At 40.7% G+C, this 26295-nt stretch carries 34 protein-coding genes and 1 tRNA gene; 31 read left to right on the top strand and 4 right to left on the bottom strand.

Annotation, left to right across the window (positions count from 1 at the left end):
• The 3 genes from ACSYSN_RS04455 to cas3 all read left to right on the top strand — a co-directional run bounded on the left by ACSYSN_RS04455 (nt 1) and on the right by cas3 (nt 6432).
• On the top strand, nt 1–1821 hold the full coding sequence (locus ACSYSN_RS04455) for an FAD-binding protein (protein WP_491711740.1): 1821 nt from the start codon (nt 1–3) through the stop codon (nt 1819–1821).
• Nucleotides 1822–1837: 16 nt separating this feature from the next.
• Entirely contained in the window at nt 1838–3253 is a 1416-nt protein-coding gene (locus tag ACSYSN_RS04450; protein WP_491711739.1) for a DASS family sodium-coupled anion symporter, read from the top strand.
• Nucleotides 3254–3681: 428 nt separating this feature from the next.
• Nucleotides 3682–6432 (top strand): CRISPR-associated helicase Cas3', encoded by a 2751-nt coding sequence (gene cas3 / locus ACSYSN_RS04445; RefSeq protein WP_491712900.1) that lies wholly within the window; start codon nt 3682–3684, stop codon nt 6430–6432.
• A gap of 36 nt (nt 6433–6468) precedes the next feature.
• Here cas3 and ACSYSN_RS04440 read toward each other — a convergent pair whose 3' ends face one another.
• The 3 genes from ACSYSN_RS04440 to ACSYSN_RS04430 all read right to left on the bottom strand — a co-directional run bounded on the left by ACSYSN_RS04440 (nt 6469) and on the right by ACSYSN_RS04430 (nt 9007).
• A complete protein-coding gene (locus ACSYSN_RS04440) occupies nt 6469–7590 on the bottom strand; it encodes a site-specific integrase (protein ID WP_491711738.1) in 1122 nt (373 codons plus the stop codon).
• Between the two features lie 117 nt (nt 7591–7707).
• Entirely contained in the window at nt 7708–8319 is a 612-nt protein-coding gene (locus ACSYSN_RS04435) for an SLAP domain-containing protein (RefSeq protein ID WP_491711737.1), read from the bottom strand.
• A gap of 58 nt (nt 8320–8377) precedes the next feature.
• A complete protein-coding gene (locus ACSYSN_RS04430; RefSeq protein WP_491711736.1) occupies nt 8378–9007 on the bottom strand; it encodes a LexA family protein in 630 nt (209 codons plus the stop codon).
• A gap of 154 nt (nt 9008–9161) precedes the next feature.
• On the opposite strand from ACSYSN_RS04430, the gene ACSYSN_RS04425 reads away from it, so the two are divergent.
• On the top strand, nt 9162–9389 hold the full coding sequence (locus ACSYSN_RS04425; protein ID WP_491711735.1) for a helix-turn-helix transcriptional regulator: 228 nt from the start codon (nt 9162–9164) through the stop codon (nt 9387–9389).
• Nucleotides 9390–9532: 143 nt separating this feature from the next.
• On the top strand, nt 9533–9730 hold the full coding sequence (locus tag ACSYSN_RS04420; RefSeq protein WP_491711734.1) for a hypothetical protein: 198 nt from the start codon (nt 9533–9535) through the stop codon (nt 9728–9730).
• Here ACSYSN_RS04420 and ACSYSN_RS04415 read toward each other — a convergent pair.
• Nucleotides 9711–10100: a DUF2513 domain-containing protein gene (locus ACSYSN_RS04415; RefSeq protein ID WP_491711733.1), complete on the bottom strand. Its 390-nt coding sequence runs from the start codon at nt 10098–10100 to the stop codon at nt 9711–9713. The two genes, ACSYSN_RS04420 and ACSYSN_RS04415, sit on opposite strands and share 20 nt — an antisense overlap.
• 90 nt (nt 10101–10190) lie before the next feature.
• Here ACSYSN_RS04415 and ACSYSN_RS04410 point away from each other — a divergent pair, with 90 nt between their 5' ends.
• The 26 genes from ACSYSN_RS04410 to ACSYSN_RS04285 all read left to right on the top strand — a co-directional run bounded on the left by ACSYSN_RS04410 (nt 10191) and on the right by ACSYSN_RS04285 (nt 26286).
• Nucleotides 10191–10499 (top strand): hypothetical protein, encoded by a 309-nt coding sequence (locus tag ACSYSN_RS04410; protein ID WP_491711732.1) that lies wholly within the window; start codon nt 10191–10193, stop codon nt 10497–10499.
• Nucleotides 10500–10717: 218 nt separating this feature from the next.
• A complete protein-coding gene (locus tag ACSYSN_RS04405) occupies nt 10718–11071 on the top strand; it encodes a hypothetical protein (protein WP_491711731.1) in 354 nt (117 codons plus the stop codon).
• Complete coding sequence (locus ACSYSN_RS04400; protein ID WP_491711730.1) at nt 11064–11327, top strand: hypothetical protein; 264 nt, start codon at nt 11064–11066, stop codon at nt 11325–11327. The genes ACSYSN_RS04405 and ACSYSN_RS04400 overlap by 8 nt, the downstream gene beginning before the upstream one ends.
• Nucleotides 11317–11835, top strand: coding sequence for a helix-turn-helix transcriptional regulator (locus tag ACSYSN_RS04395; RefSeq protein ID WP_491711729.1), 519 nt, complete (start codon nt 11317–11319; stop codon nt 11833–11835). The genes ACSYSN_RS04400 and ACSYSN_RS04395 overlap by 11 nt, the downstream gene beginning before the upstream one ends.
• A complete protein-coding gene (locus ACSYSN_RS04390) occupies nt 11835–13220 on the top strand; it encodes a DEAD/DEAH box helicase (protein WP_491711728.1) in 1386 nt (461 codons plus the stop codon). The genes ACSYSN_RS04395 and ACSYSN_RS04390 overlap by 1 nt, the downstream gene beginning before the upstream one ends.
• Entirely contained in the window at nt 13217–13948 is a 732-nt protein-coding gene (locus ACSYSN_RS04385; protein ID WP_491711727.1) for an AAA family ATPase, read from the top strand. The genes ACSYSN_RS04390 and ACSYSN_RS04385 overlap by 4 nt, the downstream gene beginning before the upstream one ends.
• Nucleotides 13949–13950: 2 nt before the next feature.
• A complete protein-coding gene (locus ACSYSN_RS04380) occupies nt 13951–14520 on the top strand; it encodes a single-stranded DNA-binding protein (protein WP_491711726.1) in 570 nt (189 codons plus the stop codon).
• A gap of 5 nt (nt 14521–14525) precedes the next feature.
• A complete protein-coding gene (locus ACSYSN_RS04375) occupies nt 14526–15308 on the top strand; it encodes a bifunctional DNA primase/polymerase (protein WP_491711725.1) in 783 nt (260 codons plus the stop codon).
• Nucleotides 15301–16596, top strand: a complete 1296-nt coding sequence (locus tag ACSYSN_RS04370; protein ID WP_491711724.1) for a VapE domain-containing protein — start codon at nt 15301–15303, stop codon at nt 16594–16596. Before ACSYSN_RS04375 ends, ACSYSN_RS04370 begins: the two co-directional genes overlap by 8 nt.
• Before the next feature lie 267 nt (nt 16597–16863).
• On the top strand, nt 16864–17148 hold the full coding sequence (locus tag ACSYSN_RS04365; protein WP_491711723.1) for a nucleotide modification associated domain-containing protein: 285 nt from the start codon (nt 16864–16866) through the stop codon (nt 17146–17148).
• A gap of 83 nt (nt 17149–17231) precedes the next feature.
• Nucleotides 17232–17450, top strand: a complete 219-nt coding sequence (locus ACSYSN_RS04360; protein ID WP_491711722.1) for a hypothetical protein — start codon at nt 17232–17234, stop codon at nt 17448–17450.
• Nucleotides 17451–17453: 3 nt separating this feature from the next.
• On the top strand, nt 17454–17777 hold the full coding sequence (locus ACSYSN_RS04355; RefSeq protein WP_491711721.1) for a hypothetical protein: 324 nt from the start codon (nt 17454–17456) through the stop codon (nt 17775–17777).
• Nucleotides 17765–17953, top strand: a complete 189-nt coding sequence (locus tag ACSYSN_RS04350; RefSeq protein WP_491711720.1) for a hypothetical protein — start codon at nt 17765–17767, stop codon at nt 17951–17953. Before ACSYSN_RS04355 ends, ACSYSN_RS04350 begins: the two co-directional genes overlap by 13 nt.
• 2 nt (nt 17954–17955) lie before the next feature.
• Nucleotides 17956–18207 (top strand): hypothetical protein, encoded by a 252-nt coding sequence (locus ACSYSN_RS04345; RefSeq protein ID WP_491711719.1) that lies wholly within the window; start codon nt 17956–17958, stop codon nt 18205–18207.
• Between the two features lie 4 nt (nt 18208–18211).
• On the top strand, nt 18212–18565 hold the full coding sequence (locus tag ACSYSN_RS04340) for a VRR-NUC domain-containing protein (RefSeq protein WP_491711718.1): 354 nt from the start codon (nt 18212–18214) through the stop codon (nt 18563–18565).
• Nucleotides 18534–19049 carry a hypothetical protein gene (locus ACSYSN_RS04335; RefSeq protein WP_491711717.1) on the top strand — a complete coding sequence of 172 codons (516 nt, stop codon included), beginning with the start codon at nt 18534–18536 and terminating at the stop codon, nt 19047–19049. The genes ACSYSN_RS04340 and ACSYSN_RS04335 overlap by 32 nt, the downstream gene beginning before the upstream one ends.
• 9 nt (nt 19050–19058) lie before the next feature.
• On the top strand, nt 19059–19559 hold the full coding sequence (locus tag ACSYSN_RS04330) for an ArpU family phage packaging/lysis transcriptional regulator (RefSeq protein ID WP_491711716.1): 501 nt from the start codon (nt 19059–19061) through the stop codon (nt 19557–19559).
• Nucleotides 19519–19857 (top strand): hypothetical protein, encoded by a 339-nt coding sequence (locus ACSYSN_RS04325; RefSeq protein WP_491711715.1) that lies wholly within the window; start codon nt 19519–19521, stop codon nt 19855–19857. Before ACSYSN_RS04330 ends, ACSYSN_RS04325 begins: the two co-directional genes overlap by 41 nt.
• A 166-nt stretch (nt 19858–20023) precedes the next feature.
• Nucleotides 20024–20094: transfer RNA gene (locus ACSYSN_RS04320), tRNA-Trp, on the top strand.
• A 115-nt stretch (nt 20095–20209) separates the two neighbouring features.
• A complete protein-coding gene (locus tag ACSYSN_RS04315; protein WP_491711714.1) occupies nt 20210–20359 on the top strand; it encodes a hypothetical protein in 150 nt (49 codons plus the stop codon).
• Nucleotides 20352–20849: an HNH endonuclease gene (locus ACSYSN_RS04310; protein ID WP_491711713.1), complete on the top strand. Its 498-nt coding sequence runs from the start codon at nt 20352–20354 to the stop codon at nt 20847–20849. The genes ACSYSN_RS04315 and ACSYSN_RS04310 overlap by 8 nt, the downstream gene beginning before the upstream one ends.
• Nucleotides 20850–20948: 99 nt before the next feature.
• Nucleotides 20949–21395, top strand: a complete 447-nt coding sequence (locus ACSYSN_RS04305; RefSeq protein ID WP_491711712.1) for a phage terminase small subunit P27 family — start codon at nt 20949–20951, stop codon at nt 21393–21395.
• Complete coding sequence (locus tag ACSYSN_RS04300; RefSeq protein WP_491711711.1) at nt 21373–23286, top strand: terminase TerL endonuclease subunit; 1914 nt, start codon at nt 21373–21375, stop codon at nt 23284–23286. The genes ACSYSN_RS04305 and ACSYSN_RS04300 overlap by 23 nt, the downstream gene beginning before the upstream one ends.
• Entirely contained in the window at nt 23243–23443 is a 201-nt protein-coding gene (locus ACSYSN_RS04295) for a hypothetical protein (RefSeq protein ID WP_491712935.1), read from the top strand. Before ACSYSN_RS04300 ends, ACSYSN_RS04295 begins: the two co-directional genes overlap by 44 nt.
• Nucleotides 23444–23525: 82 nt before the next feature.
• Nucleotides 23526–24638: a phage portal protein gene (locus tag ACSYSN_RS04290; protein WP_491711710.1), complete on the top strand. Its 1113-nt coding sequence runs from the start codon at nt 23526–23528 to the stop codon at nt 24636–24638.
• Nucleotides 24583–26286: a phage major capsid protein gene (locus tag ACSYSN_RS04285; RefSeq protein WP_491711709.1), complete on the top strand. Its 1704-nt coding sequence runs from the start codon at nt 24583–24585 to the stop codon at nt 26284–26286. Before ACSYSN_RS04290 ends, ACSYSN_RS04285 begins: the two co-directional genes overlap by 56 nt.
• The last annotated feature ends 9 nt before the right edge of the window (nt 26287–26295 follow it).

Below are 26295 nucleotides of genomic sequence, written 5' to 3'. Positions count from 1 at the left end.
ATGGAAGTTAATGCGCAAACTAAGTGGAATGGTGACTATGATGTCATCGTCCTCGGCTTTGGTGGTGCTGGCGGAACTGCGGCTCGGTTCGCAGCCGATAATGGTGCTAAGGTACTCTTAGTTGATGTAGCACCCTACGGACATGAGGGCGGGAATACTCGCTATTCAGCACAACATGTCGCAATGGGACACGATCAAGAAAAAATCAAGACCTACTTTAAGCAGTTGACTGCGCCCTTTACCATCGATGCCAAAACCATGGAGGCGTATCTAGACGGCTTTGTCGAGATGCCGGAGTACTTCAAGAAGTACTTTGGCATTGAGCCCTACATCTGGTCCCGTGACTACCAAGAGGGTGATCACGTTGCCCGCAAAAAGCAGTTGTGTGAATATCCTGAGTATGAAGGGGCTGATACCTTTGACTTCGCCATGGTTCATAATCGCGACTTTGATGCTGAATTATGGAAGGTTATTCGTAAGGAAGTAGTGGTACGGGCAGAGAACATTGACATCTGGTTGAATTCAAGAGCTGAGCATCTGCTAACGGATGCTCAAACTGGAGAAATCCGTGGCGCTATGATTACTCGTAACCATAAACACTACTACATGCACGCTAAACGCGGAGTAGTGCTAGCCACTGGTGGATTTGAAAATAATCCCCAAATGCAGCAGGATTACCTGCATATTACTAAGTTGACGCCACTTGGCACGCTTTATAACAAGGGCGATGGAATTAGCATGGCGAGTGAAGTTGGTGCCAAGATGTGGCATATGGGCAATTATGAATCATTAGGAATCGTCCCGAGTTATGTGATTGCGGAAACGGAAAATGAACGTGGTCGCCAAATTAGTGGTTGGGAGAACGTTAAATCTGGTTCAATTTTTGCTGTTGCTGATGACGGCAGTCGTTTTATGCGTGAAGACGCTAAGTTCCGCCACGGGCATATTTATCAGCACGGTGACTACCTTTTGCCGCATGCCTATGACAATGCCTGGCTAGTTTTTGACCAAAAGCAGTGTGATAAGTTTGTTCAAGAACAGCAGCAAGGTAAATTAAAGTATCAGAAATTCTTCGACAAGCTAGTTAAGGCTGCTTCACTGTCTGATCTTGCCGACAAGCTAAATGTCCCGGCTACTAACCTAATCCAAACGGTACAACGCTTCAACGAATTTGCTAAAAACGGGTGTGATTTGGAATTTGGTCGTGCTCCCGCAACGCTTGAGCCCTTCTCAATGGTTGGGGCAGTTTATGCGATCAAGTTGGCCCCAGCGGTTTTGAACACCCAAGGGGGACCACAACATGATGAGTATGCCCGAGTTCTTAATGAACAAGGCGAACCGATTAAGCGGCTCTATACGGCAGGGGAACTGGGCGGCATGTGCGCTAACCACTACCAAGGTGGAGGCAATCTGGCGGAGTGCTTGATTTTTGGCAAGATTGCGGGCGAGGCCGTCGCCAAGTTGACACCTGCTGATGAAGAAGTTGACCTAGTTAATCAAGTTCCCAGTATTAATGATCTGGTGGACGGTAATCGGGCAGAGCGGATTAAACTGCAAGCTAACCAATACCTAGGTTCTTCTGAAGCTGGAATCGGTGGCCGCATTCTAGTCCGTGTTACCTATGAAGATAAGAAGATTAAAAAGGTTGAAGTCTTGGAAAATCATGAAACCGAAGGTATCGGAGCTGTAGCGCTTGAGCAGCTGCCACGGGAAATGGTCAAGCAAAACTCTACCGAAGTCGATGCCATTTCTGGGGCATCGATGACCACTAAGGCACTAGAAGAAGCCGTAAAGGCCGCTATTAAGCAAGCTAACAAGTGATTTAAAGGAGAGAAAAATGTTAGATAAATTTGAATGGAAAAAGTGGTTAATGCCACTTGCAATCGGTATTATCTTATGGTTATTGACGCCGGTTAGACCAGCTGCAATTAATGTTCAGGCCTGGCACTTGTTTGCCATTTTCATTGCAACAATTGTTGCTTGCGTGACTAAACCGCTGCCCATGATGGCAACCACCATCATTGCTGTCGTAATTGCAACCCTTGCTGGTATCTTTAAGATGGAAGAAGTAACTGCTGGCTTTGGTAACTCGACCGCCTGGATGGTTGCGATGTGTATGTTTATTGCTGCCGGTTTCATCAAGTCCGGTTTGGGGAAGCGCATTGCCTACTTCTTTGTTAAGACCTTTGGCAAGCGGACTCTAGGCCTTGCTTACGCCTTGTCGCTGGTTGAAACGGTCTTAGCAATTGGAATTCCAAGTAATAATGCCCGGGTTAACGGCATCATGTACCCAATTATTGATAACCTTTCAAAAGAAATGGGTTCTGATCCTAAGCAGGGTACAGAGCGTAATATTGGGTCGTTCTTGGTCTTTAACGAGTACGAAGTTAACATTGTCACTTCAACTATGTTCTTAACTGGATTGGCTGGTAACATGGTTGCACTGGGCATCGCTAAAACACAGAACATTACCATTTCATGGATGCAGTGGTTTGTAGCGGCAATCGTCCCCGGACTGATTTCACTCTTAGTAGTGCCACTGATTCTATACAAAATTTACCCACCTAAAGTTAAGGAAACGCCAAACGCTCACGCCTGGGCAGATGGCAAATTAAAGGAAATTGGTAAGATGACCGCCGCTGAAAAGATTATGGCCGTGGTCTTTGTCATGTCAGTTGTACTTTGGTTAATCGGTTCTAAATTTGGGATTGATGCAACAATGGTTAGTTTCATTGCAGTCGCACTGCTGTTGATTTGTGGTGTAATTAACGTCAAGGACATTCTCGGACAGAGTTTTGCTTGGAATATTTTAACTTGGTTGTCAATTATTATGTTAATGTCACAAAAGCTCATGCAATTAGGCTTCTTCCCGTGGTTCTCAAAGACCTTGGGAAGCAGTTTGCAAGGTTTGAATTGGGTTTGGGTGTTGGTCATCCTATACCTGGCTTACTTCTACTTGCACTACCTATTTCCAAGTGTTTCGACACAAATCTCGGCCCTGTATGCAGGTTTTTTGTCAATTGCTATTGGTGCTGGTGTGCCGCCAATCATGGCTGCGTTAATGTTAGCCTTAGACGGTTCACTCTATTTGTCAACTTCAACCTATTCAGCTGGTCCGGCTGCGCTGCTTTCTTCAACCGGTTATGTCTCTAACAAGGACTGGTGGAAGTTAAGTGCAATCATTGGTGTTGTACTTAACGTCATCTGGCTGGGCGGCGGTCTCCTTTGGACCAAAGTTATCGGTATGTGGTAAAACTACGCCCTAGATAAAAGTAATGAAGTGCAACTAAAAAGTTAGACGTTATGGGTTTGCTAATTTATTATCAGCTGAGCGCTATTCTTTATTCTGGGATAGATTTTACTGCTGGTGGAAGGTAAAATATTGTATGGTCCAATAGTTTCGTAATTTGTTTGAGAGTGTATAATAACTTTACAGTTTGTTTCCCGCGTAAGCGGGGGTGATCCCTGTATAATGATATGAATTGTAGTGTTTCCTGCGTAAGCGGGCTTGTTGAAAAGCTGGTGGTATTTCCACTAGCTTTTTTGCTTATTAATTTGCAAAGGTCAATTATTAAGAGGATATACAGGGTAAGATAATAAAAATTTAAAAAATAAGTTGAATAATTTAATAAATTGTATCATGATTTGAATAAATTAAGATTTAAAAAGAGGTGAAATCAAATAAAAAAATTAAACAAACGAACAAAGGCGCTGTGGGCGAAAAAAAGAACTGACAACGGCGAACAGCTCTGGCTACCCTTGCTGGCTCATTTGATTGATACGGCCAATGTAATTAATTGGTTACTCAGTCATAAAGTTTGTGAAGGCACCAAAAAATGGCTGAGCGAAAATGTTGGCGGAGAAACAGAATTACGCAAGTTGGTTAAGTTTTTAGGGTTTAACCATGATATCGGCAAGGCCACGCCAGCGTTCCAGACTAAGCCGTCATACAGCGGAGATGATGGCTTAGACGAACAATTAATCGATAATTTAATTGATTCGGGATTTACAAAGTTAGACGATTATACTGGCTCATCTCGAAAATATTCTCCCCACGCTAAGGCAGGGGAGGCTTTGCTAGAAGATCTGGGAGTCCCAGATTCAATCGAAGCTATTATCGGCGGACATCATGGTGATGCCGGGCCAGTCTTTCCGGCTGAGCAGCTTGATGACTATCCGGATAATTATCGACAGTATGACACGGGTAATTCTGCGACTGATGCTGAAGCGGTGCGGAAAAATTGGCAAGCTATTCAAAAAGAAATTTTTGAATATGGCTTAAAATTCGCTGGATATCAGTCTGTTGCAGAAATACCTGCGGTCAACCAAGCTCAAGCAGTTATTTTAGAAGGACTCTTGATCACGGCAGATTGGTTTGCTTCAAGTGAGTTTTTAGGTGATGATCCCAACCAAAAATTATTTCCGTTGATTCCTTTGGATCAAACATTCGATGATCTCGATTTAGAGAGCCGCTTCGAAGCAGCAGTTGAAGCCTGGGAGATTAGTGGTGATTGGATTCCTGAAAAAGTTGACGTGACACATGATCCCTATAAAAAGCGCTGGGGCTTTACGGCTCGCCCCGTACAAAGAGTAATCACAGAGGCGATTGAAGATGCCATTGATCCGGGCATGGTGATCATCGAAGCGCCAATGGGATTGGGAAAAACAGAAACATCTTTAATTGCCACTGAACAATTAGCTTATGCTACTCAGCGTGATGGTTTGTTCTGGGGGCTACCTACCCAAGCAACGAGCAACGCTATGTTTACCCGCGTTAACACCTGGCTCGGCGAGATAGCAGATGAGCAGAACGATCACCTAGCCATTAAATTGTTGCACGGCAAGGCGCAATTTAATCAGGAATATGCTAATTTGCCCAATTCCAGTAACATTGAAGATGCTGGTGCAGTTGTAGTTAATAGCTGGTTCACGGGTAAAAAGTCCATTTTGTCAAAGTTTGCGGTTGGTACGATTGATACACTGTTGTTAATGGCCCTCAAGCAGAAGCACTTATTTTTACGGCATCTCGGATTCAGCGATAAGGTAATCGTGATTGATGAGGTGCATGCCTATGACGCCTACATGAACCAGTATCTTTATCGCGCGCTTGAATGGTTAGGCGCTTATCGGGTACCGCTAGTGCTGCTCTCTGCAACTTTACCCAAAGATAAAAGAGTGCAACTCTTAAAATCCTATTATCATGGTAAATATCAAAAAAAATTAACAACAAGTGCCGAATGGGCCGAATCTCAAGCATACCCGCTCTTAACTATTTTAGATGGAAGCGAGGTCAAGCAAGTTTCACATTTTGCGGGACAATCAGATCAAAAACCGGTAAGTTTAAAAGTACAACGAATTAACCTCGAAAATGACAAATTAATCAAGTCAATTTTAACTGCAATTAATGGCGGCGGTATTGCTGGAATAATTGTTAATACAGTTAAAAGAGCACAAGAGTTGGCAAAGCTGGTTGATGACGAAACTGTTGAGTTGATTGTGCTGCATTCGGCCTTCCTTGCGCCCGAGCGGACCAAGATTGAAGAGCGGCTGCAAACTAAAATTGGTAAAGGGGCAAAAAGGCCGCACAAAATGATCGTGATAGGCACCCAAGTGCTTGAACAGTCGTTAGATATTGACTTTGACGTGTTTTACACTGATATTGCACCAATGGATCTCTTGTTGCAACGAGCGGGCCGACTTCATCGTCATTTAATTGAACGTCCACCAAAGTTTCGAGCTCCCAAGCTATCTGTGATGGGAATTGAAACGATGGGAAATTATGGTGCCGCAAATGAGGCGGTTTACGAGAAGTACCTCCTCATGAAGACAGATTACTATTTAAATGATAAGATCCATTTGCCAGATGATATATCTGACCTTGTCCAAAAGACCTACGATGAAAACAATGATCCCGAAATTGCGGGTCTGCCTGTAGCCAAAGCTGAATTTGAACATGACCTGGAAAGATCGGAGATTAAAGCTAAAGCATTTAGAATCGCGGCTCCAATAAATAAGAAGAGAAAAACCTTGCATGGTTGGTTAGACCGCTCTCATAGTGCAGTGGATGAGCAAAAAGCCCAAGCTGCGGTCCGCGATATTAAGGAAACGCTTGATGTGCTGCTTTTACAAGAAAAAAATCACCAGATTTTTCTGCTTGATGGCCGACCAATTGAGACTTGTCAGTCTAAAGAGCTCGCTGGGCAAGTTATTCGCTTGCCGGCAGCAGTTAGCTTCGATGTTAACGATATTATTGATACTTTAGAAGAAACTACTGGAAAGTATTTTCCTGCCTGGCAGTCAGATAAGTGGTTAAAAGGGGAATTAGCAGTTGTATTGGATGCCAATAACAATGCCACAATTCACTTGAAGCACAAGAAGCATAATTGGTTTTTAAATTACTCAGCTAAAAAATGCTTGCAAAAAAACGCGTGAACTCAACGATTTGAGCTTAGGCGTTTTTTTGTTTTTTCAATGTTGTGTTCCTCTTGTGTTCCCACTAAATAGTTTGTCGAGCTTATTGGCTGTTACTTCATCAGCTTCTTTTTTCTTCTCATCGATTAAATAGGCGTAAGTTGAAAGCGTTGTATGAAGGTCGTTGTGGCCTAGACGAGCGCTTATCGCATAAATGTCGATATCTTGATATAGAAGCATCGCTACATGGCAGTGGCGCAAAGAGTGGAAAGTAAAGGCAGGTTTATCTAGATCAGCTTTTTTCAGCAGTTCTTTAAGAGTTTTGTTTGCTAGTCTAGTTGAGGGAGGGACATGATATCTTGGACTTTCAAAAATATAATCAGTTTCATTAACTTTTAATTCATCCAAAATATCTAGCAGTTGCTGCGTGACTTTAATCGTACGATAAGAAGATTTATTTTTAGTGGGGCCCAAAATATGCCTTTTTTCATCATAGTTATGGTGAATGTCGATCGTACGATCACGATAATTAACATTGTGCCACCTAAGTGCTTTAATTTCGCCAATTCTGGCTCCGGTTAATATGGCGGTGATTATAATATAAGCAGTTGGCGATTTTGTTGACCTGACGTCCCAGGCTGTATCAAACAGCTTTTGGATTTCAGCAATAGACAAAAATTTAACTTTCCCTTTCCGTGTGTTAGAGTTATTGCCGGAAATTTGTGACCCAAAGGTAAAGTCGTTGGAAATGATACCATCTGCCATGGCATACTTGACACACGCCCGATAATCTGACAAGTAGCAATTAATCGTCGCATTACTAAAACGCTCACCAAGGTTATTTAAAAATCGTTGCCACTGCGTTCGGTTTATATCCTTGATTTTTTTGTTGCCCCAATACTTTTTTAAGTGATTATAGCCGGCAAGATATCTGTTTTTAGAGTAGGGTCTTAAAGACCCTTCGCGATAAGTTTTATACCAGTCCCAAAAGTACTCGGCAAAAATTGGATTTTTATCGATTACTAGACCGGAATTATACTTTACGCGGATTTCCGACATCCAGTTGGCTGCTTCTACTTTAGTCTTAAAGCCGTCCTTTGTCTTGCTGTGTTTCTTCCCTTGGACATCCTTCCACCAGAAGCGAGCCTGCCAAGTTTTACCGCGTTTTGTGATTGCCATTTTATTTCCCCTTTAATTTTTGTTAAAATAGGGCAGAGTAATAGCTCTGCTATTGCTATATTAATTAGCCTTTAAGAATTGTTTTCCAGACGGTTTCTTAAGGGCTTTTTTGTGTTTCTATTGATTGCTTTTGGCTGCGCGATGACGCTCAACGTTTGCGATTACAGGGTTTTTATCTATATCAAAAATAGAGCTATTACGCAAAATATCAATCAGTTTATCTTCAAATGCTTGTTGACCACCTTGTATTTCGCCAGTATCCTTATCAAGCATACCCATTTGGTTGGCTATTTCTTGCAGCGCTTCAACATAATCGCTTTCAACGTCAACCATCATAAAGGTTTGATAAATTTCTTCAGGATAATCAGCCTGTCCATTTACTAAAAAATGGCTATCTACAAGATGTCTAGATTCCCACTGCTTTTTAGGCCATGGCTCTGGTGTCTTGCCGGCATCAAATCTAATCTTCACTCCGCTGGCTCTTATGAACCTTTTTTTGGTTATTTGATAGTACGTTTTGCCCTTTATTTTTTTGGTACCCTTAATCATAAACCACATGCCGGGAGAATATGCTGCATACCGGTATTTGCGGCCTTTTTTATTGTAAATAGGTGTTTTACTAGTAGTCTCAATTTGACTTCTTTTAGCTAGTGCGCTTACAGACGTTGCGCCAGCGTTTAGCATTGCAACTGAAGCCAATCCAGTTACCATAATTTTTCTAAGCTTCATAATATACCTCCAAAATATTGCCATAGGTTTAACGTCATTGGTGTGGTGGACAAAAAAACTAAATAATTTTGCGCCGTATTTCCAATACTTTTCCTAAAATTTTTCCAGGATTGTCTTTATTCAAAACAATTGGTGAAAAACCATCTGTATTATCAGGCATTAATAATATTTGATTTCCCACATGCTTTACACGCTTTAGCGTTGCCGATTCATTATCATCTACTAAAACAGCCGCTATTTCACCATCTTCGATAGTAGATTGCTGTTTAACCAAAGCAGTATCACCATCTTTTAAAGTTGGTTCCATCGATTTTCCTTTGCATCTCAAAGCAAAGATAATATCATCTTTACTCCCAATATCAAAATACATAGGTATATAACCTTCTATATTTTGTTCAGCAAGAATAGGTGTTCCACACGCAATGGTGCCCACTAGTGGTACTTGACGTAAATGGCTTTCATCGACAAAGGTTGCATCTTTTGGAATTGGGAAAAAATAATTAATATTTACGTTAAAAACTTTAGCTATTTCAAAAAGAATATCTTGATTAGCTTTCCTTGTTCCATTTTCATATCTAGTGATATTTACACGAGAAGTACCGACTTTATCAGCAAATTCTTGCTGATCCAGTCCGTGGGATTCACGAATTTTCTTAATCTGTAAACCGATATATTTTGATAAATCCATTTTTTATTTTGCCTTTCAATTTATACTGCGTATTATAGTATAAAAAATACCTAAATGGAACATATTATTACTAATTAAAAAAAATATGTTGCTTTTGTTCCAAAATGGATATATACTTTAATTGTTCCAAAAAGGAACAGAAAGGAGGTGCAAAATGCAAATACTTTTATATGGATTACGAAAAGAAAAAATGAAAGCAACTCAAGAAGATATTGCAAAATATTTGGGCATTAGTACGAAATCTTATCGTGACAAAGAAAATGGTAAAAGAGAATTTACTCAAGATGAAATGTTTAAGTTATCCAAATATTTTAAACGGCCTATTGATCAAATTTTTTTGCCACGTGAGTACCATTTTGGAACAAAAGAATTAATTATTTAGAAAGGAGGTGAGTGTAATGGATAAATTAATAGATTGGATTTTAAACCCCAAAAATGAAATGAAAGTTGCAATTATATTTTCAATAATAGGGAGCTTATTCACTAATTGGATATTGAACTTATTGCGTTGAACAGGAGAGTGAAATGAATTCAACAGAATACATTTACTATTACAAGAATGACCTTGGTGAAAAGATACCACTTGGTGCAGGGCAAGCAAATAATTTATCAATGATAATTTTCTTATCAGAAAAAGACCTATCAATATTACTTGATAAGTCTAACGGTAAACAAATTTATGTTTGGTTAAATGGCCAATCATTTATAATCCCATCTGTTTAGCTATTAAATTGGTAATAACTTGAGAAGAAATGCTTTCGACCATAGAAATTGATACAGAGGCAAATTTATTAGTAATTTCCTTTGTTTTAGACCAAACTTTATCATCACGTATTGTGTCTAAAAACTTATGACCATCCCAAGTAAGAGCCCCTGTACTAAAATATTTTATTTCATTATTAATCCATCGAATATTGTGGGTTAGGTAATTAGTTTCAGATAATTTTGCCAAAGTATATTTAATTTCTTCTGAATCAAACTTTTTAAGTTCTTTGGCGTTTAAAAAATCATTTAAGTACAAAAAAGAGCCAAAAGTCTCCGTATCTTCAATAAATAGCATTATGGAACGAACACAGTCTTGATTAAGTTTCATGTAATCACCTCCTTTCTAAGGTGATTATAGCAAGAAAGAAGGAAAGAAAATGCACGAATTAAAAAAATTTTCACGAGGAAGTGACCCCAGATGCCTGACGTAATAGAATTGCCAATTCCTATCGCAGCCTTAACACCCTCTGTGGATGCCATCATGGCTGAGCGTGGCTATGTACCAGAAGAAAATCTAATAGGTAGAACAATAGGAATAAAAGAGTTTGCCAAGAAGTATTGCTATCCGCATGGCCAAGCGTGGGCTAAAGCAAATGTCTTATATAAGTTTGAGCCAGACTGGTGCCCAAATATCCATCCTGGTCCTGGACATGGCTTTACGATATTTGAGTATGAAGCAGCCAAGTGGATGGAAGAGCATAAGAAAGAGATAGATTGGGAAGCATGATGGAGAAGATTTTTAAACAATGGGATTACTTTTTAAACGAATATTTCGACATAAGACCGAAAAAGAAAAGTTCAGAAATCGCATTATTGCTAGCAGTAATTGCATTTACGGTGCTGCTGATAATGTTACTAAGTACACCGGAATTTCTGCCAGGAACATAAAAAAGCCCGACGGCAATCGGACTAATAAATATATAAATATCTAAGGAGAATTATAACATGAAAGCTAAAGAAGGAAAAGAGCGTCAGTGGGCTATGAAGGCTATCCGAGATGCAGAAGATATGAGGAAACTGGCCGAAGAAGAACCGGACGCAATCTTACTGCATGACACAGGAAACTCAATTATAAACACAAAATATTGGAAAGAAATTGATAATGGCTATAAAGACATTAATTCGTATTTAAAAAGTTTTCTAAAATTCTGCGGAGGTTCAATTGATAAGCTAGTCGAGATTTTGGGAATTACTAATGCCGATTTCATTGATCAATTCGTCGACGGAGACGAAAGCGATGCGGAAGAACTAATATTTGATTTTTTTGACGGCGAAAGGTTAGACGATATTTATGAATGATTTTATAAAGTGGCAAAACGATGTGCTGTCGGAAATTGTCGAGTGGACTGCCTGCCTTAAAGATGAAGCGATGAAACAGAAAACTTACGGTCAGGCGATTAACTTTCTTAGAAAGAATAAGCCTGATAGTCCCAGGTCATACAACGCACGGCCAAGCGAATTATTCATTAGCGGTGTGGTTAGCGCAATGTTTGACAGTGCTGAACAGCAGATTTGGGACGAATTGAAGAAGAAAGAGATTAAGCATGAAAAATAGGATTAAAGAGCTAAGACAAGAAAAAGGGTTAAGTCAGAAAGATTTAGCAGAAGCCGTTGGAGTGACCCAGCAAGCAATACATTTATATGAAGAAGGAGAGCGAGAGCCTAATCTGGAAAAGTGCATAAAACTGGCTAAATTCTTCAACGTTTCAGTCCCGTACATTCAAGGCCTGCCTGAAGAGGCCGACAAGGAGCTGATCAGGGATATTGCTAAAACGGCACTGTACCTTTGCATACCAACGGTTGATTTTGAGATTAACGGTAAAGAGATAGATGATGAAGAAAAGCCCGCTTATATCGCAACGTTGATAATTAGACTATTGAGCGAACTTGGCTTTGACGGTTTTCAGGATTTCAATGAAAGTATGGAAAAAGCTGTTTCTACTTTAGATGAAGATGCAAGAAGAATGTTTATTGGCTTGATGGACGTGCTTTACGAAAAGGTAGACAAAGACAACTTAGTAGACGACACCGAACAAATCATTGAAGCTTATCGCAAAATATAATGTACGAGCTAAGACCATATCAACTAGATTTAATTAGCCGAATAACTAAGTCAATGCAAGCTGGTCACAAACACATTATTGTGCAGTCACCGCCGAGGACGGGTAAGACCGTGGTCATGGCCGAAATAGCCCGCAGGACGACTGCTAAAGGCAATCAGGTAATGTTTATTATCCACCGCAAAGAAGTCTTAGACCAAGCTATTGATACTTTTAAAAATCAGGGTGTTAAGCCTAACTTAGCTACTATGGGAATGGTACAGACTCTAACTAGACGGTTGGATAAAATGTCAGAACCGCAGCTAATCCTGATTGATGAAGGACATCACGCTTTAGCTACCAGTTATCAAAAAATACTAGATAAATTTAGCAATGCGTACGTGCTTTTCTTTACGGCAACACCACGTAGGACTGGTAGACGACAACTTGACCAGGTTGCTGATGATATTATCGTCGGACAATCAATTAAAGACTTAACTAAACAAGGCTTCCTAGCACCCTTCAGGTACTTCCAACCGCCGAACGATTTTAACGACCAGCTTTTAAAGCGCAGTTCGACGGGAGATTACACCAATCAATCAATGGACGATGCCATGAGTTCAAAGATTTATGGCCATATCGTTAAGCAGTACCAACGAATAGCACCAGGAATGCAAGCAGTGGTTTACACGTACTCAATTGAGTCCGCAATTAAGGTAGCAGAAGAATTTAACGCCGCTGGCATTACTGCTAAAGAAGTCGATGGTAAGACACCACCTGCTATCAGGGATGCAGTCGTAACTGATTTTAAAAAACAGCGGCTAAAAATTCTGGTCAACGTCAATTTATTCACAGAGGGCGTTGACCTACCGAATGTTGATTGTGTAATCATGGCCCGGCCAACCGCATCGTTATCACTGTACCTGCAATTCTCAATGCGGTGCTTGAACCCGCGACCCGGTAAAACAGCAATCATCATTGACCACGCTAATAACGTAAAAAAGTTCGGCTACCCCGATGATGACCGAGATTGGAAACAGGCAGTGGTAAGTGGGACTAAGGGAGTTGACCAAACCGCTGCTGAAAAGGGCATGTCAATCATTACGTGCGACTATTGCTTCGCGGTTGTTAAGACCAGCGAAGTTAAAGACGGTAAGTGTCCGTTATGCGGCAAACCAATCAAGGTGCACGAGGCTAAAGAGGTTAAAGACGTTGACTTGGTTGAAGCTAAAAATCGAAAGCAATTAATTAAAGAGATAGTAAAAAACGACCTATTAAAAAAGGTCGCAAGCAAGAAGTTGAGTGAATTAAAATCGCCGGCCGAATTAAATGCCTACGCGGACTTGCATGGGTACAAAAAAGGCTGGGTATACTTTCAACTCAAGCAGAGAGGAATGATTAAAAAATGATAGTTTTACCAAAACCAGAACAGCTGAAGCCTAAGGCACAGCCACACAACTTTTTTATCTGGGGCGCACCGATGAGCGGCAAGAGTTACTTTGCGAGTTACTTTCCCAATCCAATCGTGCTAAACACTGATGGGAACAGCGAGCAGGGTACTGCACCATCGTTTCAGATTAGAAACTTGAGAGATAGCAAAGGTCAGCCGAAGCAGTTAATCATTACACAATTGGACGAGATTATCTTGGCTTTGCAGAACGAAAACGAACAGCGCAAGCCCGAAGAGCAATTCAGGACAATAGTAGTTGACGTAATCGACGACATTATCGTCATGCTGGAGCAAGCAGTTTGCTGGGACAACAATGTTAGCTCGCTAGGCGATATTGCTTACGGCAAAGGCTATGCGCTTTTCAACACAGCCCTGCAGCAGTTAGTCATGGACCTAAAGGCCCTACCGATGAACGTTATTTATATCAGCCGAGAGCTAGCAATCACTGACGACAACACGGGAGTGACGACTTACCAGCCTTCACTTAAAACTAAGTACTACAACATCATCAACGGCAACTGTGACGTTGAAATCAGAACCAAGAAGGTTGGCGATGGTGCCAACGCATCATATTTCAGGGAAGTCAAAGGTCTGCGAACACAATACGACCCAAAAAATATTACAGACAAGCGGATTTTACAGTTATTAGAAACATGCAATGGAATTTTTAAAAAGGAGAATAAATAATTATGAGTTTAATGGATGCAATGAGTGAATTGAAAGAAAAGAATTTTGACCCAAAGAGTGGTAAGGAATTTGACCCGTACGCCAAGCTTCCTGATGGAACTTACCTGATGAGTTTTGATAATGCTACTCACAATGCCAAGAACGATAAGGACTTCCTGATGTTAACCTTTACCGTTGTACAAGGCGATTGTGAAGGCAGAAAAGAGTCAATCTTCCCGTCACTCGCTCAACTTAAAGCAGACGGTAAGCCAATGCCTACCGCAGTTATTGCTCGCAATATTTCGATGTTGCAAATTATTGGAGAAATGCTCAACAATCCAATTGAGGACAAGTGCTTCGCTTTTGAGAGTGAAACAGACGCCTATGAAGCTCTGGTCGAAGCTTTTAAGCCAGCATACGGGAAGCTGATTAAAATCACAATCAATGAAACTGAAAACAAGAAAAACCCTAAATTCCCTTACCGCAACTATGAATTTGACAAAGCAGAACAGCCAAAAGTAGCCGATGCTAAAGACCCATTCGCAACAACTGGCGCAGCGGTAGAGGTTGACGAAAGCCAACTGCCGTTTTAAACATCATGGAACTAACAAACTTAGTTAATTCTGCGGCTAGCTATGCCGAGCATGGCTTCTTCGTGATACCAATTGGGTCCGACAAAAGGCCGTTGATTAAGTTTGCGAATAAGCCACCACTGACACCTGATGAAGTCAGAGAAGTATGGAAGCAATACCCGCTGGCCAATATTGCCCTTAAAAATGATAAGTTCTTCGTGATTGACGTTGATAGACACGGCGAAGTTGACGGCATGGAGTCAATTAAACAGCTGAAGCACGACGAATGGTTCAAAGATACGCTAACAGAACGCACAGCGCACAATGGTTTTCATTTCTTCTTTCAAAAACCGAAAAATGAAGTGATTGCCCAGAACATCGGCTTCTTGCCAGGCGTTGACCTTAAGGCCCACGAAAACAATTACGTGGTCGTGTCACCCAGTCGAGGCTATCAGTGGCTTAACCAAAAGCCAATGAAGCAGGCGCCAGAGGGATTGCTTGAACTAATCCGAGAAAAAGCCAAGCCAGAAAAGCGGACTATCTTAAGCTACAAGCCAACCACTAAGACCCAGACGACTGAACTATTTGAAAAAATAGCCAACGGGTTAGGAGACAGTGGCGGTCGCAACAATACTTTGACTAGTTTGATAGGTGGCTTACTTTTTCGGGGTGTTGACCCAGAAGCAACGGCAAAGCTAGCGGTAATCGCAAACAACAACACAACTGACAGCTTACCTTTCAGCGAGGTAGAGCGAACAGTCAATTCAATGGTCGAGAAAGAACTAAGAAGGAGGGGGATTGATGAGTGATGAAGTGATACATCTTAATGAGAAAAACGCTGAAAAGTTACGCAGCACCACGATTGAGCTAGAACGTCAAATCAGCGGTGCGGTAAAAACAAATAGCGTTAAGAATGCCGTCATGATACTACTACATGACCCCAAACTGAAAGGACTTTTTAGATTAAACGAGTTTACCACAGACGTAGATGTAGTCAGGGACGCAATCCTTGAGATTAAAAATATCGGTACGGTCGCGATTAGTAAAGGCCAATATACGGACCAGGTCACTAATTCAGTTGAACTTTACATTGAGTCGCAGAGCGCCTACAGCAATCCCAATTTTAAAAACGTAATTATTGAGCAGGCGGTGGACAATGTTGCTTACATGGACGCCTACAATCCAGTGGTCGAATATATGGATAATGCTTATAAGCATTGGGACAAAAAACGACGATTAGACGTTTTCTTCCCGGAATTTCTAGGGGCAGTAAAAGACGAAACGACCACCTTAATCACGCGAATATTTTTTATGAGCGCGGTGGCCAAAGTTTACGACCCTAACACCAAGGTTGACTACGTGACTGATTTAGTAGGCGGCCAAGGCGTTGGTAAGACTTCCATTCTAAAAAATATTGCGCCTATGGGCTTGTATACCGACCAATTTAACACCTTTACTAAAAAGGACGATTTCGATGTCATGCGCAATGCACTAATTGTGAACGATGATGAAATGATGGCGAGCAATGATGCTAGTTTTGAAGAAATAAAAAAATTCATCACGATGCAGGACTTTGAATATCGAAAGCCTTATGGTCACAAGCCGATACACTTTAAAAAGAAATTCATAATCACAAGAACAACAAACGAAGTTAGGCACTTAAAAGATCGTTCAGGGGACCGGCGTTTTCTATCAATTTACGCCAGACCTGAATATCAGACTAAAAACCCGGTGACCGACCTAACGCCGGAGCTGGTGGAGCAGTATTGGGGCGAAGCAGTTTGGCTTTATAAAAACGCTAAAGACCCGTTTAGGTTTACGCCGAAGCAAGAGGAATTACTTAAGGCTAACCGAGAACAATTCCGATATACGTCAGGGCTTGAAGATAATTTAATGGATGTACTAGAAAATAAATTTAAAGATAGAGATTTTATTTCTAACAAAGATTTGTCAATAGCATTATTGCAAGATCCAAATGCACTGTCTAAAAACAATAAACAGACAAGGGACGTGCGTTATTACATGGAGCATGCAGGCTATGATACTAGTGCCCGTAGGAAGATAGAAGGTAAAACTATCCGTGGTTTTGCTAAATAATGGTGACAGTAGGTGACAGTAAGGTGACGGTTACTGTCACCGCTGAAAACGTTGGGAGAGTAAGTAATAGGTATATAGGTGACAGTATGACAGTATATTCTAATAAAACTTTTTTAATTATTATATATAGCTCTCTATATAACTAAATAAAAGTTTTTGTCGATTTTACTGTCACCTGATAATTTGTGACACTTAAACCCTTATAAGAGTAAGGGTTAGATAGGTGACGGTAACTGTCACCCGAGTGTCACGCAGGAGGTTAAAATTATGGAATTAATTAAAAAAGACGCAATATCGCAAGCTTGCGATGAATTGAAACAGACCTTAATCGACAAAAATCATGATTATGGCGATAGCTTCGGCGAAACATTCGAAGAACTGGGTGCAATATCGGGACTAACGCGATTTATTGACAAAGTTAACAGAATTAAAGTGTTGACGCTTAACAGTGACCAGAAAGTTAACGACGAAAGTTTGCTAGATACATGGAAAGACGCAGCTGGGTATGCGATTTTGAACTACATTGAATTGAGTAAGAAAAACCATGATTAAATTTTTATATTTTTTAGTTGATACGATAGCAGCAATACTAATTGTTTGGATTTTAAATAGGAAAAGAAAGTGATGTGTAGCTGATGACTAAGAAAATTTATGTAGTTTTAGCAATGACTGATATTAGTGATACGTGTGACGACTCACATATGATTACTGAAGCAAGAGCAGCTTTTAATAGTGAATATGAGGCCATTGAATATGTTAAAGAACACGGTGAGCCGGTACTTCGCGAAATCCCCTACGGAAGTACAAATAAGGGAGAGCTAATATGCTTACCTGTTGATTTACAAGGAGATTAAATAATGGCACGAGCAGTGTGGAGAAGAGACAGTGATGGTAAAGAGTGGTATGTGGGGCATGTTCCTTCAGGATATGAGCTAAAAGACGATGAGTTTTATAAGCCGTTGCCGAACGAAGATGACGAAATCACTATTCAAGGGATGACTATCAGACGGTCAGAACTGAACACAAAGCATGTAGTGATAAATTTTGACTCAAGAAAGATTTATTCATTTGCCGTGGTTCCGAATGATAAAAATATATTAATAAAACCGATCTATATTACTAAAAAAGAATATCACGAACTTGTGGATTGGTTGGATGGGGAAAGTGAATGGCGAAAATAGTAGTAAACACTATAAATTTAATTTCTCTAATTTTGATTTTAGCGGCATTTATTTATGAGAAAAATAAAAAGCATAGCATAGAAGTTTGGCTTACTTTGATTTTTGTTGGATTGACATTGTCTCTAGTAGGTTTAGCTATAAAAGAGTATATGTTTTGGAAAGTATTGGGGTGGTAAAAATGGAAATTAGTAAAAAAATAGACAAAGAAATACATGCAGGCGATATTGTTGAAGATCTTTCAAATACTGGTTCTTATTATTATGTAGCATACAATGAAGGACAATTCTATCTGATAGACTTAGTGGGTGATGATGGGTATGTATTCAATATTTCTAATAACATCGATAGCCTTAAAATATATCTTGATGAAAGAATTCACTATTATAAAGTTTATCCTGGGGATAAACTTGAACTTACTATTAACAGATAATTTTATGAAAGAGCATGAAATTCAAAAACAAATAATGCAAAGCTTATCGATGCATCACTGCACGGTGTTCAGGTCGAATGTGGGTAAAGTGCAAACTATAGATAAGAGATGGTTTGATACTGGCTTACCTAAAGGACATCCCGACTTATACGGTTTTCGCTGGGTAGATAATCAGGTTTTTTACATTGAAGTAAAATCAAAAACTGGTAGACCCAGACCTGACCAGGTTAGATTTCATAATATGCTGGTATCACACAACATTATTCACGGAATAGCAAGGAGTGTGGATGATGCACTGATGATAGTTGAGAAAGGACTGATTGGATATGGATTCAGAAACTATGGCACTGATCCATGATATCGAAAATGAGTACGGCACGCTTGATCCGATGCAATTCGGTTTGAGTTATTACCAAAAATTAAATCAATTGCAAAGTCATGTATTAAAGCTTGAAGCGCAAAGTGACCGTGCATCCCAGGTAGATGATGATGAGTTAATCGTCGATTTATTACATGAAGGATATTCGCCTAGCGAAATATCAATACAAATAGGTGTGACGATTAAAAGGGCACGTTGCTTAGCAGCAAAGTATCACATCAAAGCTAGGCCAAAATTTAAATACAAAGTGACAGTCATGGATACAGGGCAGCTAATCTATGCAGGTAATTATGCCAATTACAGCATACTGATGAAGCACGGTTGCGATTATTATGAGCGAACAAGAATTAATTTATATGAAGCAGGCTATGAATTGGAAAGATTACCTGAGTTCGTGCCCTGGCGGAAATTAAATAGTGGCGATAAGTATATCGCACACAGAAAAATATGTACGAAAGGATAGAAATTAAGTATGGAGCAAATGGGCTTCTGGGCAGACCCAGATATCGAAGCTACGGCTAAGAATGTAAATATTTTTCTATATAAGCAATGCCAAAGGCTAAGCTTACGAGCTGGTGTTAGTCTATCAAGCCCACAACTGTCAGACGCTCCGATGCATACTAACGGGATTAATAATAGTGAAAATGGCATGGTTAACCGTTTGACGGCACTAACCGCATTACAAGCTATTAAGTATGCGATGGAACAGACCAGTGGTATTTCTCCGCAGCTGTTGATTAGCAAGTATCTTGACCTTAAAAGAGATTGGCAGGTAAGGCAAGACGTGCATATCAGTCACAATGCCTATCCTAAGTACAGAGAGAAAGCTTTATATGAGTTTGCGGACAGCTGGAACACGACGCAAGATAAGTTTCAATTTGAAGAGAAAATCAACCTAATTATTTACAAAAGGAATTTTGGAGGAATATGCGATGAATATTCGAGGAATTTTGGAGGAACGCAAAAGGAATAAAATGTGCAAAAATATGTATAGTCGCGAAAGTGGATATGAGGACAAGATTGAAGCCAAAATAGACATGTGGGCTCATGGCGGATGTGTTGTTGAAAAGCCTACATCTATTCTTGATGAAGAAAAAAACTTTGTATTAAAAACAATGAAACTTTGTACTTCAATCGTCGAAGAACAATTAGACGATACAGATAAATTTAACGAAGAAAAATTAGAAGCAGCAGTTAACATATTTAATACAACCGTTGAATACTGGCAAGACAGAAGTCTTAAGCGTTTGAATAATGGAATTAATAAATAGCTGCCGTCCGGAATGACGTTAAACTATTGCTGAACTGTATCCTTTAAAGTGTTGGTTGCGGTAATAATGGTCATCAGTCAGGTTCGATTCCTGGCACCGCAATAGACATGCGATGACCTATGGCTGGCTTAAGAGTGCCAGCATCGCTACTTAGCGAGCATGTCATACGCCATTAGTGTAACGGCAGCACAACTGGTTCCAGACTAGTTAATCTGGGTTCAAATCCTAGGTGGCGTGTAGCTTCATCAATGACGGCTTAGACCTGGGTAAGTGGCCAACAGGTGGAGACGTACTAATAGAGTCTTGATTGTTAATTCAATCAGGGCTCTATTGCGTTATAAGGAGACAAACAATGACTAACTTTAAAATCGTACCATTAAAACAAGTTCATGTTGAGCCATATACCGAAGAGCAGTTAGGAATACTTAAAAACTATTGCTTAGACAAAGCATTAAATAGTCCATCACTTGTCAGTGTTCTAGCGAGGTTAGCAGATGAATAACCTCTACCATCACTGTGGTTATCCTCGGTGTATGCGCTGGGTTCAAGGCAACAATCGTTATTGCGATGAGCACCATAAGATTAATCACGACAACTATATTAAGGCTAAGCTATCAAGTAACAACTTGCATCGCAAGGCAATGTACCGACAGTACAATCAAACGAAGCGCGACCCTGAGTCAATCAAGTTCTACCGCTCGAAGCAATGGCGGCAGGTTCGCGACTATCGTTTAGCTTTAGATAAATACACGTGCCAGGCGTGCGGAAAAGCGTACCAGGTGCGTTATTTGACAGCAGACCACATAGTTATGCGTAAGCTATTAAAGCCTGCTAGACAGCTTGATATGGACAATTTATGGACACTGTGCAGTGATTGTAACAATATCAAGCAAAAGCTTGAGCAATCATTACCCGTCCAGAAATTACGGACGCTAAAAAAATCTGAATGGCGAAAATTAATTTTGAAAAATAAAAAACACCCCCGCCCCTAGTGGTCTGGAAGAGAGCAACCACATAATAGTGTCTTCTCTTTCAAAAACTGAATTTGAAAATTTTTAAGTAGGGGGGGCTATTGAAAGGAAGTGACCTGATTGAGTGGTAAGCAACTGCAAAAGCTACCTACTACACCACCCAAATATTTAGCAAGTTATGCCGCAAGAATTTGGCGAAAAATTGTTCCGTATCTGAATTCAACCGAAGTTGTAAAAACGCCCGACCAGACAATGGTTGAGGCGTTTTGTATTAACTATCAGATTTTGCGTGAGAGCTACGAAGCAATCAAAGATGGCGGAGTTCAGATAAAGCTCTACAAGAGCTTACAGAATTCATCTGGCGAAATTGTTGGCAAGGACTTCCTGGGATATAAAGCAAACCCGGCACTTAAAAGTATTGAGTCTGCCAGCGTCAAGATTAATTCGCTTGGCTCACAGCTAGGCTTAAGTCCTGCTGCAAGAGCAGAGCTAAACGAATTGGACTCGGACGATAATGAAGATATGAATGTGGAGGAGGTGCTGAATGACAGCGAAGACGATTTCTAAAGTGCAGGAATTTGATTTTACTAAGCGTAAAGCAAACGTAATGCAGACTTTTAAAAAGCTGATGACCAAAGGGTATTTCAATGATGTGTTTGAGATGTATCATGACCCGGCCACTAAGTATGCTTTTAAAGTTTTGACCGGAAAACAGCTTGCCGGCTATAAAATCCAGCTGGCAATGTTCCGGCACCTGAACGATTTGAAGCGCAGCCTTTACGACGAAAGTTTTGAATACGAATATGACTTAAAAAGTTGCCGGCTGATTTTAAATTTTGCCAAGCTTTGCCCGGACGTAAATGCTAATAAGCCAATTCCGCTAATGCTTTGGCAGAAAGCTATTTTGTGTTTAAACCAAGGTTGGCGTGCAAAAGAAGACCACCAGAAACGTTTTACCTATGCGCTAATTTCAGTCGCGCGGACAAACGGCAAAACTTATTTGATGAATATTTTGCTGGCTTACAGTTTCTTTATTGAAGACGCAGGCCAATACAACATGGACTACTGCTACATTGCGCCAGTTGAAAAGCAGAGTAAAAAAGGCTGGCGATATATCCAGCAGACAATTCAATTGCTCTCTGACTCGCCAGTATTTAAGAAGCGTATTAAGTCAGCAATGGTCAAGACCAACGACAATTTTGTGAAGTCGCTAAAAAACTACAGTCAGCTGACTCGATTGACTGCTAGTTCAGGACAGTTCGATGCGTATCACTTTTTATTGAGTGTAATCGACGAGTACGGCGACCCACAGAATTCGAACAACATCGTGGGCAAAATCACGTCTGGCCAAGTTCAGGTTGAAAATCATGAGACGATTGCGATTTCTACTGCTTACGATAATCCAAATTGCCCGATGTTTAACGACGTTAAACGACTTACCGAAGTTTTGAAAAAAGATAACGACAGGTCTGAAGATACGTCACTGCTGCTAGTTTGGGAGCAAGATGAAGTTGCAGAAACTGACCAACCTGATACTTGGGTAAAGTCTAACCCGTTGATTGATTTGCCTGCAGTTCATGACACGATGGTCAAAAGCCTGCAAGACGAGCATGATAGGGATGCTAAGAGTGGTAAGCTTTACAGCTTCCAAAACCGCAATCTAAACATGTGGCTGGCAACGTCGGTTAATAAATATCTGCGGCTTGATGATATTCAACGTGCGGTTGTACCTGAGTTTGATATGCAAGGTCGTGACTGTTATGTCGGTTTCGATTTTTCAAAAATGAGTGACGACACGGCAATAGCGTTTGTCTTTCCTTATTTAAAAGGAAATGAACAACGCTTTTTTATTTACCAACATTCTTTTGTTCCAACAGCACACGCACAGAAATCAGTGACGGTGAAGTCAGACCAGGACGGCATTAATTATCTTAATGCGGAAAATCTTGGGTTCTGTGACGTCTCAAAAAATCGGTTCGGCGAGATTGATGATGAAGTGGTCGGAGATTATTTTTTAAACTTCATAAAGGACAATAGCCTGAATGTCAAGGCATTTATTTACGACACACACTTGGCCAGTCCAATTGTGGAGTGGCTGGCTAAAGAACGACAAGATATTCCGTTTGTCACATTAAGACAAGGAACAGTCTCACTCGACTCACCAACGCGAAAGCTGCGGCAAATGTTTGAGATGAGACGAGTAGATATGCTAGCAGACCCAATTCTTGAGTATTCGCTAATTAATGCGTCGCTATTTGAGAATGCGTATGGCATAAAGGTGGACAAGGAAATCCATACCGCAAAGATTGACGCAGTGGATGCAATTATTGATGCGGTAAGTGAAGCTCAGTTTTGGTTTACAGACCCAGACCGCAATGAAGAAACGACGAAAAAGCCGTTTGAAGGATGGAGTGATGAGAAAATTGACGATTATTTCAAAAATGATTTCGGCTTTTAAACGGTGGCTACCGTTTTTGCTTTATATTTTAGGTGAAATAGCAATAGTCATGGCTAGTTTTATGCTTAATCATATTTTTGGTGCTTATGTTTTAGGCTTTAGCTTAATGATTTTGGCAATATTACTGGGCTATCAACAGATAGTAGGAGGTGATTAATATCAGTTTATTTAAAAATCTAGCAAGGACATTAAGCCCAGGTGGTAAGACCAGAAATCAAAGCATACCAAGCAACTCTTTTGTGCCTAGTTTTAGTATTTCTGGTGGCAAGATTGTGCCGAATAGCATGGTTGATGTCACTACATCACTCAAAAATCCAGAATTATTGAATGCAGTCACTTTGATTTCATCAGATATTGCCTCGTGTACTTTTAAAAACACGAATGACAAGGATTATTTGCTGAGGCGACCCAACGACTTGCTATCAGGCTTTAACTTCTGGCAATCGGCTTACGCTCAATTACTGCTGACTGGTAATTCTTACTTACTAATTTATAGAAACGAAGTTGGCCAGCCAGTAATGCTTGAGCAGGTGCCGACTAGTCAGGTCGAATTAGTGCTATCAGATGATAGCTTAAGCATTAGTTATCAGATTAACTTTATGGATAATCGTAAGACGGCATTGATGTCGTCTTTTGACGTTATCCATCTTAAACTACTGGCGACAGGCGAAGCAGACAATCCGCTAATGCGGTTTGTCGGTATCAGTCCACTAGAGAGTTTGGCCAACACAATCAGAGTGTCGCAAAATTCGGACAGATTGACTTTGCGTCAGCTAGAAAAAGCAATTCTGCCATCAAATGTTATTACTATCCCTGAAGGGCAAATCTCTAAGGAACGAAAGAACGATATTCGCAACGAGTTTGAAAAACAATACCAAGGAGACGGTGCAGGTTCGACAATTGTCTTGGACCAGTCGGCTACCTTGTCACAGATGCAAATCAGCACCGATGTGGCCAAGTTCTTAAGCAATATTGACGCGGATGCAGGACGTATTGCCACAGCGTTTGGTATCCCTGCAAGTTATTTGACGCCGAACAAGAGTGACAACCAATCAAACGTCAGCCAGATTGAGAGCTTATACATCAACTCACTCACGCGGTATATTGACCCGATTATTAGCGAACTAAGCATGAAGCTGCAGTTGCCTGATTTGAAACTAGATATGAGTCAAGCGATTGACCGTGACGGGCAGATGCTACTAGACAATGTAGTTAAACTCACTAGTGGTACTAATCCAGTGTTGACGCAGGAACAAGCGCAACAATTACTAATAAGAAGGGGGGTGATTGTAGAAGATGAAATCGGAGAAATACAACACGAGGTCACGAGTGACGAAGTTCAAGGTTCGTGACCTAGAAGATGGTGGTCATGAGATAACCGGATACGCGATTGTCTTTGACCAGCCTTCTGAAGATATGGGCTTCACTGAATATGTGGACCCAAATGCACTAGACAATGTAGACCTATCAAAATTATTGCTTTTGTATGGCCACGATTTTAACAACATTCTGGCAAGAGCAGACTCGGATACATTGACGACAAAGGTCGATGAGAAAGGTCTGTTTTTTGATGCGATTTTACCAAACACAACGCTTGGTCAAGATGTTTTCACTGATATATCAAACGGAAATATCAAAGGAGCAAGCTTCAGATTTGATGTTGCAGATAATGGCGAAAGTTGGAGTGAAGATGATGACGGTAATTTAATTCACACAATTACAGAGATTAGTGAAATGCCAGAAATATCGTTGACACCTTACCCGGCTTACAGCGAAACAACAGTACAGATTGAGAGATCAAAGGAGAATTTTATGGAAAAGAAAAATTTAGAGGAAAACGTAAAAGATTTAAAGAAGCGTGATAACGACACGCCAGCAGAGCCTGCAACAGATGAGCCAAAGGATGAAAGCTCAACATTGAGTGATGATGACATTGACGCAATTGCGAAGAAGGTCGTTGAACTTGAAAATCAAGGCAGTGACGATACTAAGGATGCAGACACTGATGACACAGACGCTGAAGACGAAGACAAGAAGTTAGATGATGAAGAGACAAACTCAAAGCGTGACAAGAATCGAGGTGGTCAATTGAGAACAATTGGAGGAGCTGGCGTTGTTGAAGACAAAAATAAGTTAGCGATTAGAAGTTTTGGAGATTACGTAAAAACGCATGGCAATGTGAGAGACCACATTACTACTACTACTGAAGGAGCCATTCTCGTTCCTAAGGCAGTGATGGAAGCTTACCACCAACCAGAAGATAAGAACCAGTTGTCTTCGATGATTAGACGTGTGGCAGTTACTGTGCCAACTGGCCAGCTCCCAATCGTTAAGAAGGGTACTGTACGCTTTGTGACTAAGGAAGAGTACGACCAGAACCCAGAACTGCAGAAGATGGGTATCACTAAGGTTGACTACAGCCTTAAGACTTATGCCGGTGCAATTCCAATTTCAAACGAAATGCTCTCTGACTACTCGCAGATGTCTTCACTTATTTCTGAGTACATCATCAATATGCGTGCATTGACAGAGCAAGAGAAGATTGGGGCAATCCTCAAGACTGCTGCACCAGTTGCTGCAAGCGATGCAGACGGCTTAAAGGACGTAGTCAATGTTGGTCTGACTAACTACAACAAGACTTGGATTATGACCGAGTCGGCTTACAACTTCATCGACAAGCTGAAGGACAACGAAGGTCGCTACATGTTTAATGATAGCCTCAACTCTCCGTCTGGTAAGCAATTGCTTGGCTACAGCGTAACAGTTGTACCCGATACTGTATTGGGTGCAGCAGGCGAAGCGCATGCGTTTATCGGAGATCCATACTCATTCGTGATGGAGGCCTACAAGGATGAAAGCGAAGTTAAGTGGGTAGATAACGATATTTACGCACAAAAGCTTGCAGCTTACATTCGTGCCGACTTTGTCAAAGCCGATGAAGACGCAGGTAAGTTTATTACACTTAGCGCTGGCGCTCCAGTAGCACCTAAGTCTAAGTAGTTTTGATTG

The organism is Lactobacillus sp. ESL1191 (assembly GCF_058504435.1).
Note: the sequence above shows the minus strand (reverse complement) of the source record. Positions and strands in the feature narration are given on the sequence as shown.